The organism is Cupriavidus phytohabitans (genome assembly GCF_000426345.1).
In the GTDB taxonomy this organism is placed as follows: domain Bacteria; phylum Pseudomonadota; class Gammaproteobacteria; order Burkholderiales; family Burkholderiaceae; genus Cupriavidus.
On sequence record NZ_AUFE01000022.1, the window covers coordinates 78,046 to 99,632 of the forward strand.

At 65.9% G+C, this 21,587-nt stretch carries 21 protein-coding genes and 1 tRNA gene; 19 read left to right on the forward strand and 3 right to left on the reverse strand.

The window, feature by feature from the left end:
* Window positions 1-227: 227 nt before the first annotated feature.
* Window positions 228-1,421 carry a Do family serine endopeptidase gene (locus K309_RS0117560; protein ID WP_029047645.1) on the reverse strand — a complete coding sequence of 398 codons (1,194 nt, stop codon included), beginning with the start codon at window positions 1,419-1,421 and terminating at the stop codon, window positions 228-230.
* Window positions 1,422-1,441: 20 nt separating this feature from the next.
* Here K309_RS0117560 and K309_RS0117565 point away from each other — a divergent pair, with 20 nt between their 5' ends.
* The gene (locus K309_RS0117565) at window positions 1,442-2,188 is read left to right on the forward strand and encodes a Nif3-like dinuclear metal center hexameric protein (RefSeq protein WP_029047646.1); all 747 of its coding nucleotides are present in this window, start codon (window positions 1,442-1,444) and stop codon (window positions 2,186-2,188) included.
* A 45-nt stretch (window positions 2,189-2,233) separates the two neighbouring features.
* On the opposite strand, the gene mscL is transcribed toward K309_RS0117565, so the two are convergent.
* Complete coding sequence (gene mscL / locus K309_RS0117570) at window positions 2,234-2,659, reverse strand: large conductance mechanosensitive channel protein MscL (RefSeq protein WP_029047647.1); 426 nt, start codon at window positions 2,657-2,659, stop codon at window positions 2,234-2,236.
* A gap of 214 nt (window positions 2,660-2,873) precedes the next feature.
* Here mscL and petA point away from each other — a divergent pair, with 214 nt between their 5' ends.
* The 6 genes from petA to K309_RS0117600 all read left to right on the forward strand — a co-directional run bounded on the left by petA (window position 2,874) and on the right by K309_RS0117600 (window position 7,182).
* Complete coding sequence (gene petA / locus K309_RS0117575; protein ID WP_029047648.1) at window positions 2,874-3,491, forward strand: ubiquinol-cytochrome c reductase iron-sulfur subunit; 618 nt, start codon at window positions 2,874-2,876, stop codon at window positions 3,489-3,491.
* A 2-nt stretch (window positions 3,492-3,493) separates the two neighbouring features.
* Window positions 3,494-4,897 (forward strand): cytochrome b, encoded by a 1,404-nt coding sequence (locus K309_RS0117580; RefSeq protein ID WP_029047649.1) that lies wholly within the window; start codon window positions 3,494-3,496, stop codon window positions 4,895-4,897.
* A gap of 36 nt (window positions 4,898-4,933) precedes the next feature.
* Window positions 4,934-5,677, forward strand: a complete 744-nt coding sequence (locus tag K309_RS0117585) for a cytochrome c1 (protein WP_029047650.1) — start codon at window positions 4,934-4,936, stop codon at window positions 5,675-5,677.
* Between the two features lie 219 nt (window positions 5,678-5,896).
* Window positions 5,897-6,508 carry a glutathione S-transferase N-terminal domain-containing protein gene (locus K309_RS0117590; RefSeq protein WP_010812311.1) on the forward strand — a complete coding sequence of 204 codons (612 nt, stop codon included), beginning with the start codon at window positions 5,897-5,899 and terminating at the stop codon, window positions 6,506-6,508.
* Between the two features lie 57 nt (window positions 6,509-6,565).
* Entirely contained in the window at window positions 6,566-7,054 is a 489-nt protein-coding gene (locus K309_RS0117595) for a ClpXP protease specificity-enhancing factor (protein WP_029047651.1), read from the forward strand.
* A 52-nt stretch (window positions 7,055-7,106) separates the two neighbouring features.
* Window positions 7,107-7,182 (forward strand) — tRNA-Thr (locus K309_RS0117600).
* A 105-nt stretch (window positions 7,183-7,287) separates the two neighbouring features.
* On the opposite strand, the gene K309_RS0117605 is transcribed toward K309_RS0117600, so the two are convergent.
* Window positions 7,288-8,049 (reverse strand): FadR/GntR family transcriptional regulator, encoded by a 762-nt coding sequence (locus K309_RS0117605; RefSeq protein WP_035877777.1) that lies wholly within the window; start codon window positions 8,047-8,049, stop codon window positions 7,288-7,290.
* Window positions 8,050-8,324: 275 nt separating this feature from the next.
* On the opposite strand from K309_RS0117605, the gene K309_RS0117610 reads away from it, so the two are divergent.
* From K309_RS0117610 to K309_RS0117665, 12 genes are all read left to right on the forward strand, one after another.
* Window positions 8,325-9,572: a branched-chain amino acid ABC transporter substrate-binding protein gene (locus K309_RS0117610; protein ID WP_029047653.1), complete on the forward strand. Its 1,248-nt coding sequence runs from the start codon at window positions 8,325-8,327 to the stop codon at window positions 9,570-9,572.
* A gap of 101 nt (window positions 9,573-9,673) precedes the next feature.
* On the forward strand, window positions 9,674-10,615 hold the full coding sequence (locus K309_RS0117615; protein ID WP_029047654.1) for a branched-chain amino acid ABC transporter permease: 942 nt from the start codon (window positions 9,674-9,676) through the stop codon (window positions 10,613-10,615).
* Between the two features lie 2 nt (window positions 10,616-10,617).
* The gene (locus tag K309_RS36740) at window positions 10,618-11,907 is read left to right on the forward strand and encodes a branched-chain amino acid ABC transporter permease (protein ID WP_035877780.1); all 1,290 of its coding nucleotides are present in this window, start codon (window positions 10,618-10,620) and stop codon (window positions 11,905-11,907) included.
* Window positions 11,904-12,662, forward strand: a complete 759-nt coding sequence (locus tag K309_RS0117625) for an ABC transporter ATP-binding protein (RefSeq protein WP_029047655.1) — start codon at window positions 11,904-11,906, stop codon at window positions 12,660-12,662. Before K309_RS36740 ends, K309_RS0117625 begins: the two co-directional genes overlap by 4 nt.
* Window positions 12,659-13,375 (forward strand): ABC transporter ATP-binding protein, encoded by a 717-nt coding sequence (locus K309_RS0117630; protein ID WP_029047656.1) that lies wholly within the window; start codon window positions 12,659-12,661, stop codon window positions 13,373-13,375. Before K309_RS0117625 ends, K309_RS0117630 begins: the two co-directional genes overlap by 4 nt.
* Complete coding sequence (locus tag K309_RS0117635; RefSeq protein WP_051320500.1) at window positions 13,372-14,196, forward strand: SDR family NAD(P)-dependent oxidoreductase; 825 nt, start codon at window positions 13,372-13,374, stop codon at window positions 14,194-14,196. The genes K309_RS0117630 and K309_RS0117635 overlap by 4 nt, the downstream gene beginning before the upstream one ends.
* Before the next feature lie 53 nt (window positions 14,197-14,249).
* Window positions 14,250-16,439, forward strand: a complete 2,190-nt coding sequence (locus K309_RS0117640) for an alpha-ketoacid dehydrogenase subunit alpha/beta (protein WP_029047658.1) — start codon at window positions 14,250-14,252, stop codon at window positions 16,437-16,439.
* A 17-nt stretch (window positions 16,440-16,456) separates the two neighbouring features.
* Window positions 16,457-16,945, forward strand: coding sequence for a VOC family protein (locus K309_RS0117645; protein ID WP_029047659.1), 489 nt, complete (start codon window positions 16,457-16,459; stop codon window positions 16,943-16,945).
* On the forward strand, window positions 16,945-18,165 hold the full coding sequence (locus K309_RS0117650; RefSeq protein ID WP_029047660.1) for a pyruvate dehydrogenase complex dihydrolipoamide acetyltransferase: 1,221 nt from the start codon (window positions 16,945-16,947) through the stop codon (window positions 18,163-18,165). The genes K309_RS0117645 and K309_RS0117650 overlap by 1 nt, the downstream gene beginning before the upstream one ends.
* An 11-nt stretch (window positions 18,166-18,176) precedes the next feature.
* Entirely contained in the window at window positions 18,177-19,568 is a 1,392-nt protein-coding gene (gene lpdA / locus K309_RS0117655; RefSeq protein WP_029047661.1) for a dihydrolipoyl dehydrogenase, read from the forward strand.
* A 43-nt stretch (window positions 19,569-19,611) separates the two neighbouring features.
* Window positions 19,612-20,349 (forward strand): SDR family NAD(P)-dependent oxidoreductase, encoded by a 738-nt coding sequence (locus K309_RS0117660; RefSeq protein ID WP_029047662.1) that lies wholly within the window; start codon window positions 19,612-19,614, stop codon window positions 20,347-20,349.
* Window positions 20,350-20,374: 25 nt separating this feature from the next.
* A partial coding sequence (locus K309_RS0117665; RefSeq protein WP_029049897.1) for an NAD-dependent succinate-semialdehyde dehydrogenase occupies window positions 20,375-21,587 on the forward strand: 1,213 nt, incomplete at its 3' end.

The following is a 21,587-nucleotide window of genomic DNA, read 5'->3' on the forward strand; positions in this document are numbered from 1 at the left end:
GGGTCTGCCGCAACTTCGCGGGTGACCGGTGCTTGCCCTTTGTAGTGGCCGACGTATGGGCGGTTTTTGTCACGAGTAGCTAACCGCGACGGAAAGATATGGCAGCAAGCGCCTCAGGGTAATCAATCAGGCGCTCACAACCGACGCTCCAATCCCAACGCACAAAAAAACCCCGTCATCGCTGACGGGGCTCTTTGGAGACGGGGCTGGGAGGTAACGGCCCGGCCTCACTCCTCTTCATCAAACGGCAAGACCCTACGCGGCGGCGGTGGCCGCTTTCCGATCGTCACCGTCAGATCGGCAGGCTTTCCGCGACGGATCACGGTCATCTTGATGTCTACGCCCGGCTTGAGCTGCGCAATGGCATTGAGCAGCGCCGTTGTGTCAGTGATCGAAAGACCGTCAACCTTGGTCAGGACATCGCCCGGCTTCACGCCTGCCTTGTCGGCCGGCCCACCCTGGACCACCGCGGCGATCAGTGCGCCTTCCTTGGCATCCAGCCCGAAGGACTCGGCAATCTCCGGCGTCATATCCTGCGGCTCGACGCCGATCCAGCCGCGCGTGACGCTTCCGGTGGAAATAATCGACTCCATCACTTGCTTGGCTGTCGATACCGGTATCGCGAAGCCGATTCCGAGCGAACCGCCCGAACGCGAGTAGATCGCCGTATTGATGCCCAGCAGATTGCCCTGTGCGTCGACCAGCGCGCCGCCCGAGTTGCCCGGGTTGATCGCCGCGTCGGTCTGGATGAAGTTTTCGAAGGTATTGATGCCGAGATGGCTGCGCCCCAGCGCCGACACGATGCCCATCGTCACCGTCTGGCCCACGCCGAACGGGTTGCCAATCGCCAGCACCACATCGCCGACCTTGACGTTCTCCAGCCGGCCCAGAGTGATCGCGGGCAGGTCCTTCAGCGTCACCTTCAGCACAGCCAGGTCGGTCTCCGGGTCGGAGCCGACGACCTTGGCGTTGGCCTTGCGGCCGTCAGTCAGCGCAATCTCGATCTCGTCGGCGCCATCCACCACGTGGTGGTTGGTTAGAATGTAACCCTCGGCACTGACGATCACGCCCGATCCCAGGCTCGATACCGGCTCCTGCCGTTCAGGCAGGCGGTCGCCAAAGAAGAAGCGGAACCACGGATCCTCGGCCTGCGGGTTGGGCGAGCGCTTGTTGCCGTTCTTGCTGGTAAAGATGTTGACCACCGCCGGCATGGCGGATTGGGCCGCTTCACTGTAAGACCCTTCGGCGGCCGGGCCGGAGACGTTAGGCACGACTTCCTTCAGCGCCACAATGGGCGACCCAGACTGGACCGCGACGCGCCCCCTCTGCAGCCAATCCGGCTTGAGCGTTGCCACGACGAACCAGACCGCCAGCACGACGGTGACAGCCTGGGCAAAGAACAGCCAAAAGCGCCGCAACATATTGGAGTTTTGAGCAGAAAATGAAAACAAAAGAGCTTGAATTGTACTTGAACGCCCTGTTGGAGGTTTCCCGTTACAAGGACTATTGTCCCAACGGGCTGCAAGTGCAAGGTCGCCCGGAAGTCACTCACATCATCACCGGCGTCACGGCTAGCCTGGCCCTGGTCGAGGCCGCTGCCGAAGCCGGCGCCGATGCCATCCTGGTCCATCACGGCTATTTCTGGAAAAACGAAGATGCGCGTGTGGTCGGGCAGAAGCACGCGCGCTTGAAGCGGTTGCTTGGCGCCGACATCAACCTGTTCGCCTTCCACCTGCCGCTGGACAACCATCCGGAATTCGGCAACAACGCGCAGCTCGGGCTGCAGCTCGGCTTCACACCGACCGGACGCTTCAGCGATGACCAGCTCGGCTGGACCGGCACCTTGCCCGCGCCGATGCCGCTGTCTGCCCTGGCAGCGCATGTTGGTGGCGTGCTCGGGCGAGAGCCGCTGGCCATTGGCGAGCCGGAGCAGATGATCCGCACGATCGGCTGGTGCACGGGTGGGGCGCAAGGCTACTTCGATGCGGCGGTGGCGGCTGGCGTCGATGCTTACCTGAGTGGCGAGGTCTCGGAGCAGACCACGCACCTTGCGCGCGAGAGCGGCGTGGCATATCTGGCAGCTGGTCATCACGCCACCGAGCGCTATGGCATCCGCTCACTGGGCGAGCATGTGGCGCAACGCTTCGGATTGCGGCACACGTTCATCGATATTCCCAATCCCGTCTGACGCAAAACAATACGGCCCCATCGGGGCCGTACTATCGTTCTGGACTCAGCGCGTCTTGAGGGCGTCGCGGATCTCGCGCAGCAGTACCACTTCTTCAGGCGGTGCGGCCGGGGCCGGGGGCGGTTCCTTTTCGCGCATCTTGTTGAAGGCGCGCACCATCATGAAGATGATGAAGGCCAGGATCACAAAGTTGACAGCGATAGTCAGGAAATTTCCATAGGCAAATACGGGCACACCTGCCTTCTTCAACGCATCCAACGTCATTGGCGTTCCAGGCGGTGGATCGGCCAGCGTGACAAACATATTAGAAAAGTCCAGCTTGCCGACGATGCGGCCCACTACCGGCATGATCAGGTCATTGACCACTGAATCAACAATCTTCCCGAATGCAGCGCCGATGATCACACCGACCGCAAGGTCGATGACATTGCCGCGCATTGCGAAGGTCCTGAATTCCGAGATCATGCCCATGGGGGGTTCTCCTTCTTGTTGCTAGCGATGAACGGTATCAAGCTATCAGCCTGCCGCATCACTGCCCTGAAAGCAAGTCTGGTGGCGGCTTTCCGGCTTGCATGTCCGATTATCGCGCATGGACAAGGCAATTTGCGCCTATCTAGCGCGCAGATGTCTAAGGTACACTTTATGGTTGACGCAAAATCTAAATTGACTTCCCCTGGGGTTTGGAATGAGTGACCAGCAAGACGTGAAGAGCGTGGATAAAGGTCGCCGCAATTGGTTGATCGCGACATCCGTCGCCGGCGGCGTCGGAGGCGTAGCGGTAGCGGTTCCTTTCGTCAGTACCTTTGCACCATCGGAGAAAGCCAAGGCCGCGGGCGCGCCAGTTGAAGCAGATATCGGTGCGCTGAAGCCGGGCGAGATGATGACTGTCGAGTGGCGCGGCAAGCCGGTCTGGATCATGAAGCGGACCGAGGAACAACTGGCATCGCTGAAGAAGACGGACGGCGAGGTGGCCGATCCGGATTCCGAGATTCCGTTTACCATGCAGACGCCGGACTACTGCAAGAACGAAACCCGTTCGCGTGCGGAGCACAAGGACGTACTGGTCGTGGTCGGCATCTGTTCCCACCTCGGCTGTTCGCCTTCCGGCCCCTTTGCTTCCGGTGCCAATCCCCAACTCGGCGCCGATCCCGGTTTCCTTTGCCCTTGCCATGGCTCCACATTCGACCTGGCCGGGCGCGTCTTCAAGAACAAGCCGGCTCCGCAGAATCTCGATGTTCCCCCCTACCAATTCCTGACTGACACCAAAATCGTGATCGGCAAGGATGAGAAAGGAGAAGCCTGATCATGGCGGCCGAAAAACAAGTCAAGACGACCGGCCTGATGGGCTGGATCGACGCCCGCTTCCCGGCAACGCAACTGTGGGAAGACCACCTTTCCAAGTACTACGCGCCGAAGAACTTCAATTTCTGGTACTTCTTCGGTTCGCTCGCGCTGCTGGTGCTGGTGATCCAGATCGTCACGGGTATTTTCCTGGTGATGAACTACAAGCCGGACGGCACGCTCAACGCCGCCGGCATTCCCGTGGCCTTCGCCAGCGTGGAATACATCATGCGCGAAGTCCCGTGGGGCTGGCTGGTGCGCTACATGCATTCGACCGGCGCCTCGGCCTTCTTTGTCGTGGTCTACCTGCATATGTTCCGCGGACTGCTGTACGGTTCGTACCGCAAGCCGCGTGAACTGGTCTGGATCTTCGGCTGCCTGATCTTCCTGTGCCTGATGGCGGAAGCCTTCATGGGCTACCTGCTGCCGTGGGGCCAGATGTCGTACTGGGGCGCGCAGGTGATCGTGAACCTGTTCTCGGCGATTCCGGTGATCGGCCAGGACCTGTCGCTGTTTATCCGCGGCGACTACGTGGTGAGCGATGCAACGCTGAACCGCTTCTTCTCGTTCCACGTCATCGCGGTGCCGCTGGTGCTGCTGGCACTGGTCATTGCACACATCATCGCGTTGCATGAAGTGGGCTCGAACAACCCGGATGGCGTTGAGATCAAGGCCAAGAAGGACGAGAACGGCGTGCCGCTGGATGGCATCCCCTTCCACCCGTACTACTCGGTGCACGACACGCTGGGCGTTGCCGGCTTCCTGATCATCTTCTCGGCGGTGATCTTCTTCTTCCCGGAAGTGGGCGGCTATTTCCTGGAGCACAACAACTTCTTCCCGGCTGATCCGCTGAAGACGCCGCCGCATATCGCGCCGGTCTGGTACTTCACGCCGTTCTACTCGATGCTGCGCGCCACCACGTCGAACTTCCTGCCGATCCTGTGGGTGTTCTTCGCGCTGCTGCTCGGCATGGTGTTCCTGCGCAGCAAGGACGCACGCGTCAAGATCGGTGCGATCGCCATCGCCGTGATCCTGGCCGTGGGCTTCTACTTCATCGACGCCAAGTTCTGGGGCGTGCTGGTGATGGGCGGCTCGGTCGTGATCCTGTTCTTCCTGCCGTGGCTGGACTGCTCGCCGGTCAAGTCCATCCGCTATCGTCCCGCTTTCCACAAGACCATCCTGATCGTCTTTGTGGTGGTGTTCCTGGTGCTCGGCTACCTCGGCGTGCAACCGCCGTCGCCGGTTGGTGAGAAGGTGTCGCAGCTTGGTACGCTGCTGTACTTCGCCTTCTTCCTGACCATGCCGCTGTGGAGCCGTGCCGGCGAGTTCAAGCCGGTGCCTGAGCGTGTCACGTTCCATCCGCACTGAGCGACGCGAACCCCGACAAGAGCACAAGGACACAAGATGAAAAAGCTGCTTTCGATCATCGCGCTGGCCGGCGCCTGTTTTGCCGGCGCGCCTGCCATGGCTTCAGAGGGAGGCTTCCCGCTGGAGCCGGCACCGGTGAACACTGCCGACCTGTCGTCGCTGCAGCGCGGCGCCAAGCTGTTCGTCAACTACTGCCTGAACTGCCATGGCGCATCGATGATGCGCTACAACCGGCTCAAGGACATCGGCCTCACCGACGACCAGATCCGCCAGAACCTGCTGTTCACCGCGGACAAGGTCGGCGAGACCATGACCATCGCCATGCAGCCGAAGGAAGCCAAGGCCTTCTTCGGCGCGCAGCCGCCGGACCTGTCGGTGATTGCGCGTGCCCGCGGCGACGACTGGCTCTATACCTACCTGCGCACCTTCTACCGTGACGACAGCCGCGCCACCGGCTGGAACAACCTGGTGTTCCCGAGCGTCGGCATGCCGCACGTGCTGTGGGAGCTGCAGGGCCAGCGCGCCGCCAAGTTCACGGAAGTGGAAGAGCACGGCGAGAAGGTCCACAAGTTCGCCGGCTTCGAGCAACTGAGCGCGGGCAAGATGAGCAAGGTCGAGTATGACCAGGCCACCGCCGACCTGGTCGGCTTCCTGGACTGGATGGCCGAACCCGCGCAGAACCACCGCAAGCGCCTTGGCGTGTGGGTGCTGCTGTTCCTGGGCATGTTCACCGTCTTCGCGTGGCGCCTGAACGCGGCCTACTGGAAGGATGTGAAGTAAGTCTCGCTGGTGGCGGCCCGGAGCCGGCAGCCACGCCGAAGGCCAGATGCGGATGTTGCGAAAGCAGCATCGCTCTGGCCTTTTTCATTGGATGGGGTGATCAAACATGCCTTGGTAAGTGGATCAAGTGCCACTAATTTGCTTTTCGGTGTCCGCTTTTGGCAGAATGGCAGACCTTACCGTCCGACCCAGCTCCGGCTAAGCCCAAGGAATCCAACCATGATGGTGTTGTATTCGGGTACGACTTGCCCGTTTTCCCAACGTTGCCGCCTTGTCCTGTTCGAAAAGGGCATGGATTTTGAAATCCGCGACGTCGACCTGTTCAACAAGCCCGAAGATATTTCGGTGATGAACCCCTACGGCCAGGTGCCCATCCTGGTCGAGCGCGACCTCATCCTGTATGAGTCGAACATCATCAACGAATACATCGACGAGCGCTTCCCGCACCCGCAGCTGATGCCGGCCGACCCGGTCCAGCGCGCCCGCGCCCGACTGTTCCTGTTCAACTTTGAAAAGGAACTGTTCACGCACGTGTACACGCTCGAGAACGAAAAGGGCAAGGCCGCGGAGAAAAACCACGAACGCGCCCGCGCCGCGATCCGCGACCGTTTGACGCAGCTCGCGCCGATCTTCGTCAAGAACAAGTACATGCTGGGCGAAGAGTTCTCGATGCTTGACGTCGCCATCGCGCCGCTGCTGTGGCGCCTGGACCACTACGGCATCGAACTGTCGAAGAACGCCGCGCCGCTGCTGAAGTATGCTGAACGCATTTTCAGCCGTCCCGCGTACATCGAAGCGCTCACCCCCTCCGAGAAGGTGATGCGCCGCTAATCGGCACCGGCCCGAAGGCATCCCGCCCTCGGGCCACACGGCGCCACTGGAAGCACAATGCCTGAAACCTCCACCAAGCCTTACCTGATCCGCGCCATTTATGAGTGGTGCACGGATAACGGCTTCACGCCGTACGTCGCCGTGTTCGTCGATGCCAACACCAACGTGCCGCGCGAGTTCGTGAAGAACAACGAGATCGTGCTCAACGTGAGCTTCGATGCCACCAGCGGCCTGGATATGGGCAACGAGTGGATCACCTTCAGCGCACGCTTCGGCGGTGTGTCGCGCAAGATCGACGTCCCCGTCGAGAACGTACTGGCCATCTACGCCCGCGAAAACGGGCAGGGCATGGCCTTCCCGGTCGAGCGCAGCCTGCCGGAAACGCAGGCGGCCACCGAACGCGAAAACAACCCGCCGCCCAAGCTGGCGCCGGTGGAAGCCGAAACGCCGGCCACCACTGCCGACTCCGGCCCGGGAGACGATGAAACGCCGCCCCCGGTACCGCGCATCGGCGGCAAGAAGCCAGCGTTGAAGGTGGTGAAGTAAGCCATCCCAAAGTGGGCCACGATGCAGTAGAATCGCGGTCTGCACCAGACATGCCGGCTTAGCTCATCAGGTAGAGCAGTTGATTTGTAATCATCAGGTGGCGGGTTCGAGTCCTGCAGCCGGCACCATTAAGAGAACGGGCTACGCGACAAACGCGTAGCCCGTTTTGTTTTTTGCCAGCGGGCAGCGTTGGGCGCGGAGCGAAAGGTTGGGCTGGAGACCGGGGGACCGCTTCAACCCTTCAGGTACATATTCAGCCGTTCTGCCGCATTGCGCAGATGGGTTTCCGCGGCCTCCGCCGCGCGCGCTGAATCGCCGGCGGCGATGGCGTCGTAGATGGCCTTGTGCTCCTGCTGCACGGCCTCGATCAGGTCGGCATGCTGCGCCTTGGTGTTGCTGCGTGCCTGCCGGATGACGCGCCTCGCGCCATGCTCCAGGTGCTCCGACAAGGCCCGGAAATGCGGGTTGTGCGTGGCGTCCACGATCGCCTGGTGAAAGGCAAAGTCCTCCTCGTCGCCAAGCCGGTCGTTGGCGATCTCGTATTCCATGCCGATCAGTGCGCGCTTGATGCGCTTGAGGTCTTCCGGCGAGCGGCGCATGGCGGCAAACCGGGTAGCGGCCACCTCGATGGTCACCAGTAGTTCCATCACCATCGCCAGCGAGTCCTTCTCGTCGATGGTGACGTCCTGCATCCGGAATGCCTGCTTCTGGCTGCGCTCGGTGACAAACACGCCGCTGCCGGCCCGTGACGACACCAGCCCCTCGCTCTTGAGCTGCGAGAGGGCTTCCCGTACCACCGCGCGGCTGCACGAGAACTGTTCGCAAAGGTCGCGCTCGCTGGGCAGCCGATCGCCGACGGCGAACTCGCCGGCCTGGATGGCTTGTGTCAGCCGCGACGCGATCTCGTCGGGCAGGTGCCTGGGCTCGGGGTAGAACGATGTCCCTTCCGCGCGTCTGGGTGTCTTCAGCACTTGGGCAGATCCCCTCGATGTCATGTTTTTTCTCCCTCGGACGGGCGCTTGATGCCTGGCATGGGTCCGTGTGCCGTAACTGGTCTTACAGGTTAATGTAGCACGCCCGGCGCGTTACTCTCCCGGAAATTACGGGCCCCGTGGAAACCCTAGATCCGGCTATACAGCATTGACTGCATGGGAGTGACTACCTATATTTCACTGGTCTGACCACTTTTCATAGTGGTCGGGCCAATTTGGAGGGGCCGATCCAGGCCAGATCCGCAAGACCATCAAAAGCATCAAAAGAGGAGACAACCATGAGCGGTAGCCGTTTTCCCAGTCGTCTTGTCGCTTGCGCGGCCCTTTCGCTGCTGGGGGGCGCCGCAAACGCGGCTCCGGTCAAGATCGCCATCGTGGAGACGTTGTCGGGGCCGCAAGCCTCCACCGGCCTGATGTTCCGTACCGCGGCGCGTTATGCGATCGACAAGGTCAATGCCGCAGGGGGCTGGAACGGCGAACCGCTGCAACTGGTCGAGTACGACAACCAGGGCGGCCCCGCCGGCGCCGCCGACAAGCTCAAGGCCGCCATTGCCGATGGCGTGCAGATCGTGGTCCAGGGGGCATCGTCGGCGGTATCGGGCCAGTTGACCGAGGACGTGCGCAAGTACAACCTGCGCAATCCCGGCAAGGAGATCCTGTTCCTCAACGTCGGCGGCGAAGCGCTGGAGCTGACCGGCGAGAAATGCCACTTCTACCATTTCAAGTTCGCCACCAACGCCGAGATCCGCGTCAAGGCGCTGGTCGGCGCGATGAAGCCGCTCAACGCGCTCGGCACGCGCGTGTACTCCATCAACCAGAACTATTCCTGGGGCATGGACATGGAGAAGGCGATCGCCAAGGATGCGGCGGCGGGCGGCTACCAGGTGGTGGAAAAGACGCTGCACGACGTCAACAAGGTGCAGGACTTCTCGCCTTACGTGGCCAAGATTGCCGCGACCAAGGCCGATACCGCGATGACCGGCAACTGGTCGAACGATTTGCTGCTGCTGATGAAGTCCACCAAGGCGGCAGGCCTCAAGACCCGCTTCGCCACGGTGTTCCTGGACCAGCCGGGTAATCTCGGCAACGCTGGCGACGTGGCGCTCGGCCACTATGTCGCCCATCCGTTCAATCCGGAAGCGGGCGGCGGCGACGGCGAGAAGTTCGCCAGCGACTTCAAGGCCAAGGCAGGGCATCTGCCCGCGTATGTCGAGCCGCAGGCGGTGTTCGGCATCGAGATGCTGGGCCAGGCCCTGAAGACGGTCAAGCCCGAGAACGGCAAGCTCAATGTCACCGCGCTGGCCAAGTCGCTGGAGAAGGCCACGCTCAAGGGGCCGCTGGGTGAACTGAGCATGCGCGCCGACGACCACCAGGTGCTGCTCCCGATGGTGGTGTCGGTGGTCAGCAAGGACGCCCGGTTCAAGGTGGACGGCACCGACATGGGCTTCAAGCCGGTGAAGACCTTCTCTGCCGCGGAAGCCGCCACGCCGCCGCAGGCCAGCTGCAAGATGCAGCGACCAGCCTAGCCCTCTTCCCCCGCGTCCGCGGCCCGCAGGGGCCGCACCCGCCACGCGCGCACGGGCTGGTCCCGGCGTGCGGCGGCCCGGCTCGTCCCCAGGAAGCGCACATGGAATACTTCATCGTCTCGCTGCTCAACGGCGCCATCTACGGCCTTCTGCTGTTCATGGTTTCCGCCGGCCTGACGCTCATCTTCGGCATGATGGGCGTGCTCAACTTTGCCCATGCATCGTTCTACATGCTGGGTGCCTACCTTGCCTTCACGCTGCAGGGCGTGATCGGCTTCTGGCCGGCCATCGTGGTGTCGCCGCTGCTGGTGGGACTGGTCGGCGTGGCCGTGGAGCGCTTTTTCCTGCGCCGTGTCCATCACCACGGCCATGCCCATGAACTGCTGCTCACGTTCGGCCTGTCGTTCATCATCGCCGAGCTGGTCAAGCTGTTCTTCGGCAACTTCCCGGTCGACTACCGGGTGCCCGCGTCGCTGGATTTCGCCGCGTTCCACGTGGGCGCGTCTACCTACCCGTTCTACCGCGTCTTCATGGGCATCGTGGCCATCGCGATGTTCGTCGTCATCTACCTGCTGCTGACCCGCACCCGCGTCGGCATCGTGGTGCGCTCGGCCATCTACAAGCCACGCATGGCCGAGGCGCTGGGCCACAACGTGCCGCTGGTGTTCATGGGCGTGTTCGGCATCGGCGCGGCGCTGGCCGGCCTGGCCGGGGCGGTGGCGGGCGCCTTCTATACCACCAACCCCAACATGGCGCTGGAACTTGGCGTGCTGGTTTTCGTCGTGGTCGTGGTCGGCGGCCTCGGCTCGCTGGAGGGGGCCATGGTGGCGTCGTTGCTGATCGGCCTGATGACGGCGCTGTCGGTCGGCGTGGACCGCAGCCTGGCCGACCTGCTGGCGCTGGTGGGCGCGGGCGACTGGGCCAGGGAGGCAGGCGGACTGCTGACCCTCAAGCTGTCCAGCCTGTCGGCAACGATCCCGTTCGCGCTGATGTTGCTGATCCTGCTGTGCCGTCCGTCCGGCCTGATGGGCGAGAAGGAGTAAGCATGCGTCATTCCTGCAATATCCTGTTGGCGCTGGCCGTCGCCGCGCTGGTCGCGGCCCCGGCGGTGCTGTCGCCTTCGCTGGTGAACGCCACCATCCAGATGCTGATCGCGGTGTTGTTCGCGATGGCCTTCAACCTGCTCAGCGGCCAGGGCGGCATGCTTTCGTTCGGCCATGCGGCGTACTTCGGCGTGGGCGCCTTTGCCACCGTCCATGCGATGAATGCCGTGGGCGGCAACGGCCTGCTGCCCACGCCGCTGCTGCCGCTGGCGGGCGGCGCGGCCGGGCTTGCCGTCGGCCTGGTCGCCGGCTGGTTCGCCACCAAGCGCACCGGTGTCTACTTCGCCATGATCACGCTGGCGCTGGCCGAGCTGCTGCATGCGCTGGCGCCGCACATCAAGAGCTGGTTCGGGGGCGAAGCCGGCATCTCCACCATGCGCATGCCGGCCTGGGGCCTGACCTTCGGCGACAGCAACCAGGTCTACTACCTGACGCTGGCCTGGGTGGTGCTGTCGCTGGCGCTGCTCTACCTGTACACGCTGACGCCGGTCGGCCGCCTGACACTGGGCCTGCGCGAGAACGCCAACCGGCTGCGCTTCCTCGGCTACGACATCCATCGGCTCGGCGTGCTGGTGTTTGCCATCTCCACGATGTTCTCGGGCATTGCCGGCGGCCTGCAGGCCATCAACATGGAGGCCGCCAACTATGTCGTGTTCGAGTCGAGCGTCTCCGCGGCGGTGGTGCTCAATAGCTATATCGGCGGCGTCAAGGTGTTCCTGGGGCCCGCGCTCGGTGCGGCGCTGATGACTTTCTTCGGCTACGCGGTGTCCGACCTGACGCGCTCGTGGCTGCTGTACCAGGGCATCGTATTCGTGCTGGTGATGCTGTTCATGCCGGCCGGCATCTCGGGCCTGCTGACCTGGTGGATCGCCGGCAGCAAGACTTATGGCGCGCGCCGCCTGCTGCCGATCGCCGCCGCCTTCGTCGCCGCCACGCTGCTGCTGGCGGGCGGCACCGTGTTCAGCGTGGAACTGCTGCAGCGCTTCTTCTCGCAGGACTATCGCGCGCTGGCCGCGCTGAACGGCGGCGCCGGCTGGCCGCCGATCCCGCTGTTCGGCCGCGAATGGGCGCCGCTGTCGCCGCTGACGTGGCTGCCGCCGGCGGTGCTGGTGGGCGCGGGCACACTGCTGGCACGCCATGCCAGCCAGCGCTGGCAACGGCTGCGCGAGGACGCTGACACCACGGACGTCGCCGCCGGCGATGCCATCGAGGCCGGGAGGAACCCAGCATGACTGCATCCCCCATCCTGTCGCTGCGCGGGCTGCGCAAGTCGTTCGGCGACGTCGACATCATCCGCGGCGTCGACCTGGACATCGTGCCGGGCGAGCGCCACGCGCTGATCGGTCCCAACGGCGCCGGCAAGTCCACGCTGTTCCACCTGATTTCCGGGCGCCTGCCGCTCACGCGCGGCGAGATCCTGCTCGGCGGCAAGCCGATCCACGGCCTCTCGCCGCAGGACATCAACCGCCGTGGCCTGGCTCGTTCGTTCCAGATCACCAATATCTTCGCCGGCCTGACCGTGTTCGAGAACGTGCGTCTGGCGCTGATGCGCCGGCATGGCCTCCAGTACACGCTGTGGAAGTTCGCCCACAAGGCGCGCGCGGTCAACGAGGAGGCCGTGCACCTGCTGGAGCGGGTGCGGCTCGCGCGCCGTGCGCAGGCGATTGCCGGGGAGCTGTCTTACTCGGAGCAGCGTTCGCTGGAAATCGCCATGACGCTGGCATCCGATCCGCAGCTGATCATGCTCGACGAGCCCATGGCCGGCATGTCGCACGAGGAGACCAGCTACACCGCGGGGCTGATCCGCGAGGTCACGCAGGGCCGCACGCTGATGATCGTGGAGCACGACATGGACGTGGTGTTCTCGCTCAGCGACCGCATCAGCGTGCTGGTCTACGGTGAGATCGTCGCTACCGGCACCCCCGATGAAATCCGCAACAACGCCCGCGTGAAGGAAGCCTACCTGGGCGAGGAGGTCAGCGTATGAACCCCGCACCGCTGCTGTCGGTGGAAAAGCTGCACGCGCACTACGGCAAGAGCCACATCCTGCATGGCGTGGATTTCCAGGTCGGCCAGGGCGAGGTGGTGAGCCTGCTCGGCCGCAACGGCGCCGGCCGCTCGACCACGCTCAAGGCCATCATGGGGCTGGTGCCGCCCTCGGCCGGGCACATCCGCCTGCGCGGCCGCGACCTGACCGGCGCGCGCTCGTACGCCATCTGCCGCAGCGGCATCGCCTATGTGCCCGAAGAGCGCGAGGTGTTCGCCAACCTGACCGTCGACGAGAACCTGCGCATGGGCGAGCAGCGCGCGCCGCAGGGCGCGCCGCAGTGGACCGTGGCGCAGATGTTCGACTACTTCCCGCGCCTCAAGGAGCGCCGCAACACCAGGGCCGGCAGCCTGTCCGGCGGCGAGCAGCAGATGCTGACGATGTGCCGCTCGCTGCTGGGCAACCCGCTGGTGATGCTGATCGACGAGCCGACCGAAGGCCTGGCGCCCAAGATCGTCGCCGTGGTCGGCGAGGCCATCCGCGACATCCATCGGCGCGGCGTCTCGGTGGTGCTGGTGGAGCAGAAGCTCGCCATCGCGCTCAAGGTGTCGAGCCGCGTCTGCGTGATGGGCCACGGCCGCATCGTGTTTGAAGGCACCCCGGAACAACTGACCTCCAACCCCCAACTACTCAAGGACTGGCTCGCGGTATGAACGCCCCTTCTTTTACCGGATTTCCCGACGCGCAAGCGTTTGCCCCGGCCCGCTACCCGGGCCTGGAAGGCAAGGTGGTGCTCAACACCGGCGGCGCAAGCGGCATCGGGCGCGCCATGGCCCACGGCTTCGCGCGCCACGGTGCGCGGCTGGTGCTGCTGGACCTGAATGCCGAGGGGCTGGCCGCTACCCGGAGCGAACTGGAGGCGGCCTTTCCCGGCGTGCAGGTGCTGACCGTGCAGGCGTCGATTACCGACGACGAGGCGGTCGAGCGCGCGTGCGCCGAGGCCGATGCGCGCTTCGGCCGCATCGACATCCTGCTCAACAACGCCGGCATCTCGATGAACAAGCCGTCGATCACGCTGACGCCGGCCGAGTGGCGCCGCGCCATCGACATCGATCTCTCCGGGGTCTTCTACTGCACCCAGGCCGCCGCGCGCCGCATGATCCGCCAGAACGGCGGGGTGATCCTGAGCACGGCGTCGATGTGGGGGCTGGTGTCGTCGGCCAACCGGCTGGCCTATTGCGCGGCCAAGGCTGGCGTGGTGTCGCTGACCAAGTCGCTGGCGGCCGAATGGGCGCAGCACAATATCCGCGTCAATGCCGTTTGTCCGGGCTATACGCGCACCGCGCTGACCGACGCGCTGATCGAGCGCCGCGCGCTGGACGCCGAGGCGCTGATGGCGCGCACGCCGCTGCGCCGCTTCGGCACGCCCGAGGAGATGGCCGAGGTGGCGCTGTTCCTGGCGTCGGACGCGGCCGCGTTCATCACCGGCCAAGCGCTGGTCTCCGACGGCGGTTGGACGGCCGACGGCTTCTGAGCCCGGGCGGCCCCGTCCCTACGATCCGAACATCCTGAACCAAGGACTATTCCATGTCTGAATGCATCGCCCTGCAACCTGGCGCCGACTGGGTCGAGTTGCGCACCACGGAGGAAGACTGGGCCAACGCTGCTCCCGGCCTGCTGGGCACCATGCTGACCCACATGCACCTGATCCGCGGCTTCGAAGAAGCCGTGCTGGAGCTGGCCGCCGAGGGGCTGGTCCACGGGCCGGCGCACTCCAGCATCGGGCAGGAGGGCGGCGCGGCCGGCTCCATCGTCGGCCTGACCGGCGCGGACCAGGTCAATGGCTCGCACCGCGGCCACCACCAGTTCCTGTCCAAGGCGCTCGGCTACCTGGCGCCGCAGGGACTGGATCCGGATGCGCCGTTTCCCGCCGCCGTGCAGACGCTGCTGCAGCGCACGCTGGCGGAGATCCTCGGGCTGGCGCAGGGCTTCTGCAAGGGCCGCGGCGGCTCGATGCACCTGCAGTGGGCCGAGGCTGGTGCTCTGGGCACCAACGCCATCGTCGGCGGCGGCGTGCCGCTGGCGGCGGGTGCGGCCTGGGCGCACAAGCATGCCGGTACCGACGCGGTGGCGGTGACCTACTTCGGCGACGGCGCGGTCAACATCGGCTCGGTGCTGGAGACGATGAACCTGGCCGCCGCCTGGAAGCTGCCGTTGTGCTTTTTCATCGAGAACAACGGCTACGCGGTGTCCACCACCGTGGCGGAATCGACTGCCGAACCGCGCCTGTCGGCGCGCGGGCTGGGCTTTGGCATCCGCAGCTGGAAGGTCGACGGCATGGACCCGCTGGCCGTGCACCTGGCGATGCAGCAGGCGCTGGCGCATATGCGTGCCGGCCATGGCCCGGCCGTGATCGAGGCGCAGGTGTATCGCTTCTTCCACCAGAACGGCCCGTTCCCGGGCAGCGCGTTCGGCTATCGCAGCAAGGAAGAAGAACAGCAGTGGCGCGCGCGCGACCCGCTCGAGCTGCTGGCGCGCCGCATGCAAGCGCGCGGCCTGGTCACGGCCGAGCAGGTGCAGGCCCTGCGCGAGCGCGTCGGGGCGGCCATGCAGGCCGCCATGGCGGCGCTGACGCAGCCCGATCCGTCCGGCAAGGCGGGCAAGCGCATCATCCGTCCGGAACTGTGGCCGAGCCCGGACTTCCGCGACGTGGGCATCCGCAGCGAGCTGAAGGAGCTCAACGGGCTGCGTTATGAAGAGCAGGGGACCTTCACCGGCATGCTCGACACCCGCAAGTTCGTCGACGTGGTGGCCGACGTGATGGGCCGCCGCATGGAGACCGACAGCACGGTGGTGGTCATGGGCGAGGACGTCCATCGGCTCAAGGGCGGCACCAACGGAGCCACGCGCGGGCTGCGCGACCGCTTCCCGGAGCGCGTGCTCGGCACGCCGATCAGCGAGAACGCCTTTGTCGGCCTGGGCGGCGGCGTGGCGCTGGACGGCCGCTTCAAGCCGGTGGTGGAGTTCATGTACCCCGACTTCATGTGGGTGGCCGCCGACCAGGTCTTCAACCAGATCGGCAAGGCCCGCCACATGTTCGGCGGCGAGAGCGACGTGCCGCTGGTGCTGCGCACCAAGGTGGCGATGGGCACCGGCTACGGCTCCCAGCATTCGATGGATCCGGCCGGGATCTTCGCGACCAATCCGGGCTGGCGCATCGTGGCGCCGTCGAACCCGTTCGACTACGTGGGGCTGATGAACACCGCGCTGGCCTGCAAGGACCCGGTGCTGGTGATCGAGCACGTGGACCTTTACAACAGTTCCGCGCTCGGCCCGGTGGACGACCTGGACTACTGCCTGCCGCTAGGCAAGGCGGCGGTGCGGCGCCAGGGCAGCGAGGTTACGGTCATCACTTACCTGTCGATGGTCGGCCACGCGCTGGAAGCCGTGGAAAAGACCGGCGTGGACGCCGAGGTGATCGACCTGCGCTGGCTCGACCGCGCCAGCCTGGACTGGGAGACCATCGAAGCCAGCATCCGCAAGACCAACAACGTGCTGATCGTGGAGCAGGGCGCGCGCGGGACGTCCTACGGCGGCTGGCTTGCCGACGAACTCCAGCGGCGCTGCTTCGACTGGCTGGACCAGCCCGTGCAGCGCGTCACCGGCGCGGAAGCGGCGCCCAGCATCTCCAAGGTGCTTGAACGGGCGGCGGCGGCGCGCACCGAAGAAGTCATCGACGGCCTGCGCCACGTGATGCGCGAGAAAGGCCAGGCCTGAACCGGGGAGTCATGGAAATGAAGATGAACATGGTGGTACCACTCGAAGTCGGCATCGCGGTCCGCGTCCTGCCCCGCATGCGCCGCTTCTACGAAGACGTGCTGGGCTTCACCTTCGTCAGCGAGGTGGCGGTGCCGGCGGAAAAATCGGCGCAGGCCGCAATGCATGCGCAGGGCTATACCGTCGTGCGCTTGCAGACCCCATACGGCGAGCGCATCAAGCTGCTGGCGCCGCAGCACCAGCCCGCCGCCGAGCCGGCGACAGCGTATATCCTGGACAAGGCCAACGCCTCATACCTGACCTTCATCGTCGACGATATCCAGGCCGTGGTCGATGCCATGGTGGCGCAGGGCATCGAGTTCATGACCGGTCCCCGCCGCGTCGAAGTCCGCCCGGGCACCTACCTGGCGTTCTGCCGGGATCCGGAGGGCAATGTGCTGGAGATCGTCCAGTACACGGACATCGCCGGCTATCGTCCCGACCTGCTTGCCAGGGGAGATGCCTGATGGCCATCCTGCTGCGCATGCCCGAGGTGGCCGCGAATGCCACCCACGCCACCCTGCAGGCCTGGAGCCGGCAGGAAGGCGACAAGATTGCCGTGGGCGACTGCATTGCCGAGATCGAGACCGACAAGGCGATCGTCGAACTCAATGCCGACACCGCCGGCACGCTCGGCCGGATGCTGGTCCGCACCGGCCAGGAGGTGGAGGTTGGCGCGCCGATCGGCGTGCTGCTGGTCAATGGCGAGACCCATGCGGATATCGATGCGCTGATCGCGTCGTCTGGCGCCATCGTGGTGCCTGCGGCGCAGCAGCCGGCACAGGAGCCCGCGGTGCCTGTGGCGCCCCTGGCCGCCGAAGTCGCCACCGTGCCAGCCCGTATCTTCGCGAGCCCGCTGGCACGACGGCTTGCCGCGCAACGCGGCCTCGATCTCGCCACGCTGGCGGGCAGCGGCCCGAACGGGCGGATCCTCAGGCGCGACGTGGAGGCGGCCCGGGCTGAGGCGCCCACCGCCAGGCCGGCACCGGGGCGGGATATCGGTGCGGAAGACTTTATCGAGATTCCGCACAGCAATATGCGGCGGACCATCGCGCGCCGGCTGGCGCAAAGCAAGTCCACCGTCCCGCATTTCTACCTGTCGGTGGATTGCCAGATGGACCGTTTGCTGGCGCTGCGCGCCGAGATCAATGCCGGTGCTGCGCGCAAGATTTCCGTCAACGACTTCGTGGTGCGCGCGGTGGCCGTGGCGCTGCGCGAGGTGCCGGAAGCCAACGTGGCATGGACCGACACCGCGATGCGCCAGTTCCGCAGCGCCGATATCGCCGTGGCCGTTTCCACCGACACCGGCCTGATCACGCCGATCGTGCGCGCGGCCGACCGCAAGCCGCTGTCGGCCATCAGCGCGGAGATCGCCGAACTGGCGGCGCGCGCGCGCGCGGGCCAGCTGCGCCCGGACGAGTACCAGGGCGGCAGCTTCAGCGTCAGCAATCTCGGCATGTATGGCGTCGCCGAGTTTTCCGCCATCATCAATCCGCCGCAGGCGGCCATCCTCGCGGTGGGCGCGACGCAGCCGGTGCCGGTGGTGCGCGATGGCCAGGTCGAGGTGGCCCAGGTCATGCGCTGCACGCTGTCGGTCGACCATCGCGCCATCGACGGCGCGCTCGCGGCGAAGTGGCTGGGCGCGTTCCGGCGCCTGCTGGAAAACCCGCTGGCGATGCTGGTCTGAAGGGGCGTGCGATGACATCTTCGTTCGACCTTGCCATCGTCGGCGGCGGACCCGGCGGCTACGTGGCCGCCATCCGCGCCGCGCAACTGGGCATGCGCACGGCCGTGATCGAGAAGGAGGCGCTCGGCGGCATCTGCCTGAACTGGGGCTGCATCCCGACCAAGGCGCTGCTGCGCTCGGCCGACGTGCTGCGGCTGGTGAAGGACGCCGCCGCTTACGGCGTCACCGTGGCCGAGCCGCGGGCGGATGTCCCGGCCATGGTGGCGCGTTCGCGCGCGGTTGCGGCGCAGCTCAACAAGGGCGTGGCGCACCTGATGAAGAAACACGGGATCTCGGTGCTCAACGGTCATGGACGCCTGGCGGGCCAGGGCCGGCTGCAGGTGCGCGGGCCCGACGGGAGGGCCAGCACCGTCGGCGCCGGCCATATCGTCCTCGCTACCGGGGCACGCGCGCGGGCGCTGCCGCAGTTGCCGGTCGATGGCAGCACCGTCTGGAGCTACCGCGAGGCGCTGGCGCCGCCGGCGATCCCGCGCCGCATGCTGATCGTGGGCGCGGGGGCGATCGGGGTGGAGTTCGCGAGCTTCTATCACGCGGTGGGCGTGCAGGTTACGCTGGTCGAGATGGCCGGGCGCATCCTGCCAACGGAGGATGCTGAGATCTCCGCGCAGGTGGCGAGCCAGCTTCGGCGCGACGGCATCGCCATCCACGACGGCACCCGCCTGGAAGGGGCCCAACGCGTTGCGTCTGGATGGAGGGTGACGCTGGCAGGCAGCGCATCCACGCAGCTTGAGACCGACGTGGTGCTGGTCGCCGCGGGCATCGTCGGCAATGTCGAGGAGCTCGGGCTGGAATGCACCGGGGTCAAGGTGGAGCGCACGCATATCGTCACGGACGCATTCGGCCAGACCGGAGAGCCGGGCGTGTACGCCATCGGCGATGTGGCCGGCCCGCCGTGGCTGGCGCACAAGGCCAGCCATGAAGGCGTGATCTGCGTGGAGCGCATTGCCGGGCTGCAGCCGCATGCGCTCGACCCGCGCCGGATCCCGGCATGCACCTACAGCCATCCGCAGGTGGCCAGCGTTGGCCTGACCGAGGCGCAGGCGATTGCGGCGGGCCACCGCGTGCGCGTCGGCAGGTTCCCGTTCTCGGCCAATGGCAAGGCCATCGCGATGGGCGCGACGGCCGGGCTGGCCAAGGTGGTATTCGACGAAGGCAGCGGCGAGCTGCTGGGCGCCCACATGGTTGGCGACGAGGTGACCGAGATGATCCAGGGCTACGGCATCGCGCAGGCGCTGGAGACCACCGAGGCCGAGCTGATGGCCGCAGTGCTGCCGCACCCGACCATGTCAGAGGCGATGCACGAGGCCGTGCTGGCCGCCTACGGCCGCGCCCTGCATATCTGAGTCGAAACGACCAAACTACCAGACGACCGTATGGAGACACCGCATGTCTGATTTTGCATCGCGCACGCTGCTGCTGACCGGTGCCAACGGGGGGATCGGCCGCGAGGTCGCGCGCCTGTTCCACGCCGGCGGCGCCAACCTGGTGCTGACCGACCTGGATGCGGACGGCCTGGACGGCTTTGCCCAGGCGCTCGGCGACCCGGACCGCGTCGTTACGCTGCCCATGGATGCTGCCTGCCCCGACGATAGCGCGCGCGCCGTGGCCACGGCGGTGGAGCGCTTCGGCGGCATCGATTTCCTGGTGCCGTCGGCCGGCCTGTACCGGGCCCAGCCCGTCGCGGACATGACCGACGCGCAGTGGCGCCAGACGCTTGGCGTCAACCTGGACGGCGTCTTCTACCTGGTCCGCCGCGCGATGCCCGCCTTGCGCGAGGACAGCGCCATCGTCAACCTGACCTCGGTGGCGGCGCACCGCGGGGCCTACAGCAATGCCCACTATGCGGCCTCCAAAGGGGCCCTGCTGAGCCTCACGCGCAGCCTGGCGCGCGAACTGGGGCCGCGTACCCGCGTCAACGCGGTGTCGCCTGGCATCATCGAGACGCCGATGACGGCCGATCTGGTGCGCACGCGCGGCGCCGAATCGGTGGAGCAGACCGCGCTGCGGCGCCTCGGCCACCCGCGCGAAGTCGCCAGCGCGATCGCTTTCCTGTGCAGCGGCGCCGCCAGCTTCATCACGGGCGAGGTGCTGCACGTCAACGGCGGCCTCTATATGGCCGGCTGATACGGCCCAACCCATCACACCGATTATGCTGAACCTGCAAGATTCCTCGCTGCTGCGGCAGCAGTGCTATATCGACGGCCGCTGGATCGACGGCGAACGCCGCATTGATGTCACCAACCCCGCCACCGGCGAACGCGTCGCCCAGGTGCCGCAACTGGGCGCCGACGAGGCCCGTCAGGCCATCGAAGCCGCCAACCGCGCGCTGCCCGCCTGGCGCGCGCGCACCGCCAAGGAGCGCTCGGCGCTGCTGCGCAAGTGGTTCGAGCTGATCCTCGCCAACCAGGAGGACCTTGCGCGCATCATGACCGCCGAACAGGGCAAGCCCATCGCCGAGGCACGCGGCGAGATCGCCTATGCGGCCTCGTTTATCGAATGGTTCGCCGAAGAAGGCAAGCGGGTCTATGGCGACACCATTCCCGCACCGGCCACCAACCAGCGCATCGTCGTCACCAAGGAGCCCGTTGGCGTGTGCGCGGCGATCACGCCGTGGAACTTCCCCGCGGCGATGATCACGCGCAAGGCCGGCCCTGCGCTGGCGGTCGGCTGCACCATGGTGCTCAAGCCCGCCTCGCAGACGCCGCTGACCGCGCTGGCGCTGGTTGCGCTGGCCGAGCGTGCCGGCATCCCGGCCGGCGTGCTGTCGGTGGTGACGGGGTCGGCCAGCGCCATCGGCGGCGAGATGAGCAGCAACCCGCTGGTGCGCAAGCTGACCTTCACCGGCTCGACCGAGGTGGGCCGCGTGCTGATGGCGCAGACCGCATCGACCATCAAGAAGGTGTCGATGGAGCTGGGCGGCAACGCGCCCTTCATCGTCTTCGACGATGCCGACCTCGACGCCGCGGTGGAAGGCGCGATCGTGTCGAAGTACCGCAACGCCGGCCAGACCTGCGTCTGCGCCAACCGCATCTATGTGCAGTCGGGCGTGTATGACGCCTTTGCGCAGAAGCTGGTGGCCGCGGTGGCGGCGCTCAAGGTCGGCAACGGCATGGACGACGGCGTGCGCATCGGCCCGCTGATCGACGACAAGGCCGTGGCCAAGGTGGAGGAGCATATCGCCGACGCGCTCGGCAAGGGCGCGCGCGTGCTGCACGGCGGCCAGCGCCACGCGCTCGGCCATTCGTTCTTCCAGCCGACCGTGCTGGCCGATGTCGCGCCCGGCATGCAGGTCGCGCGCGAGGAAACCTTCGGGCCGCTGGCGCCGCTGTTCCGCTTCGACACCGAGGACGAGGTCGTGGCGA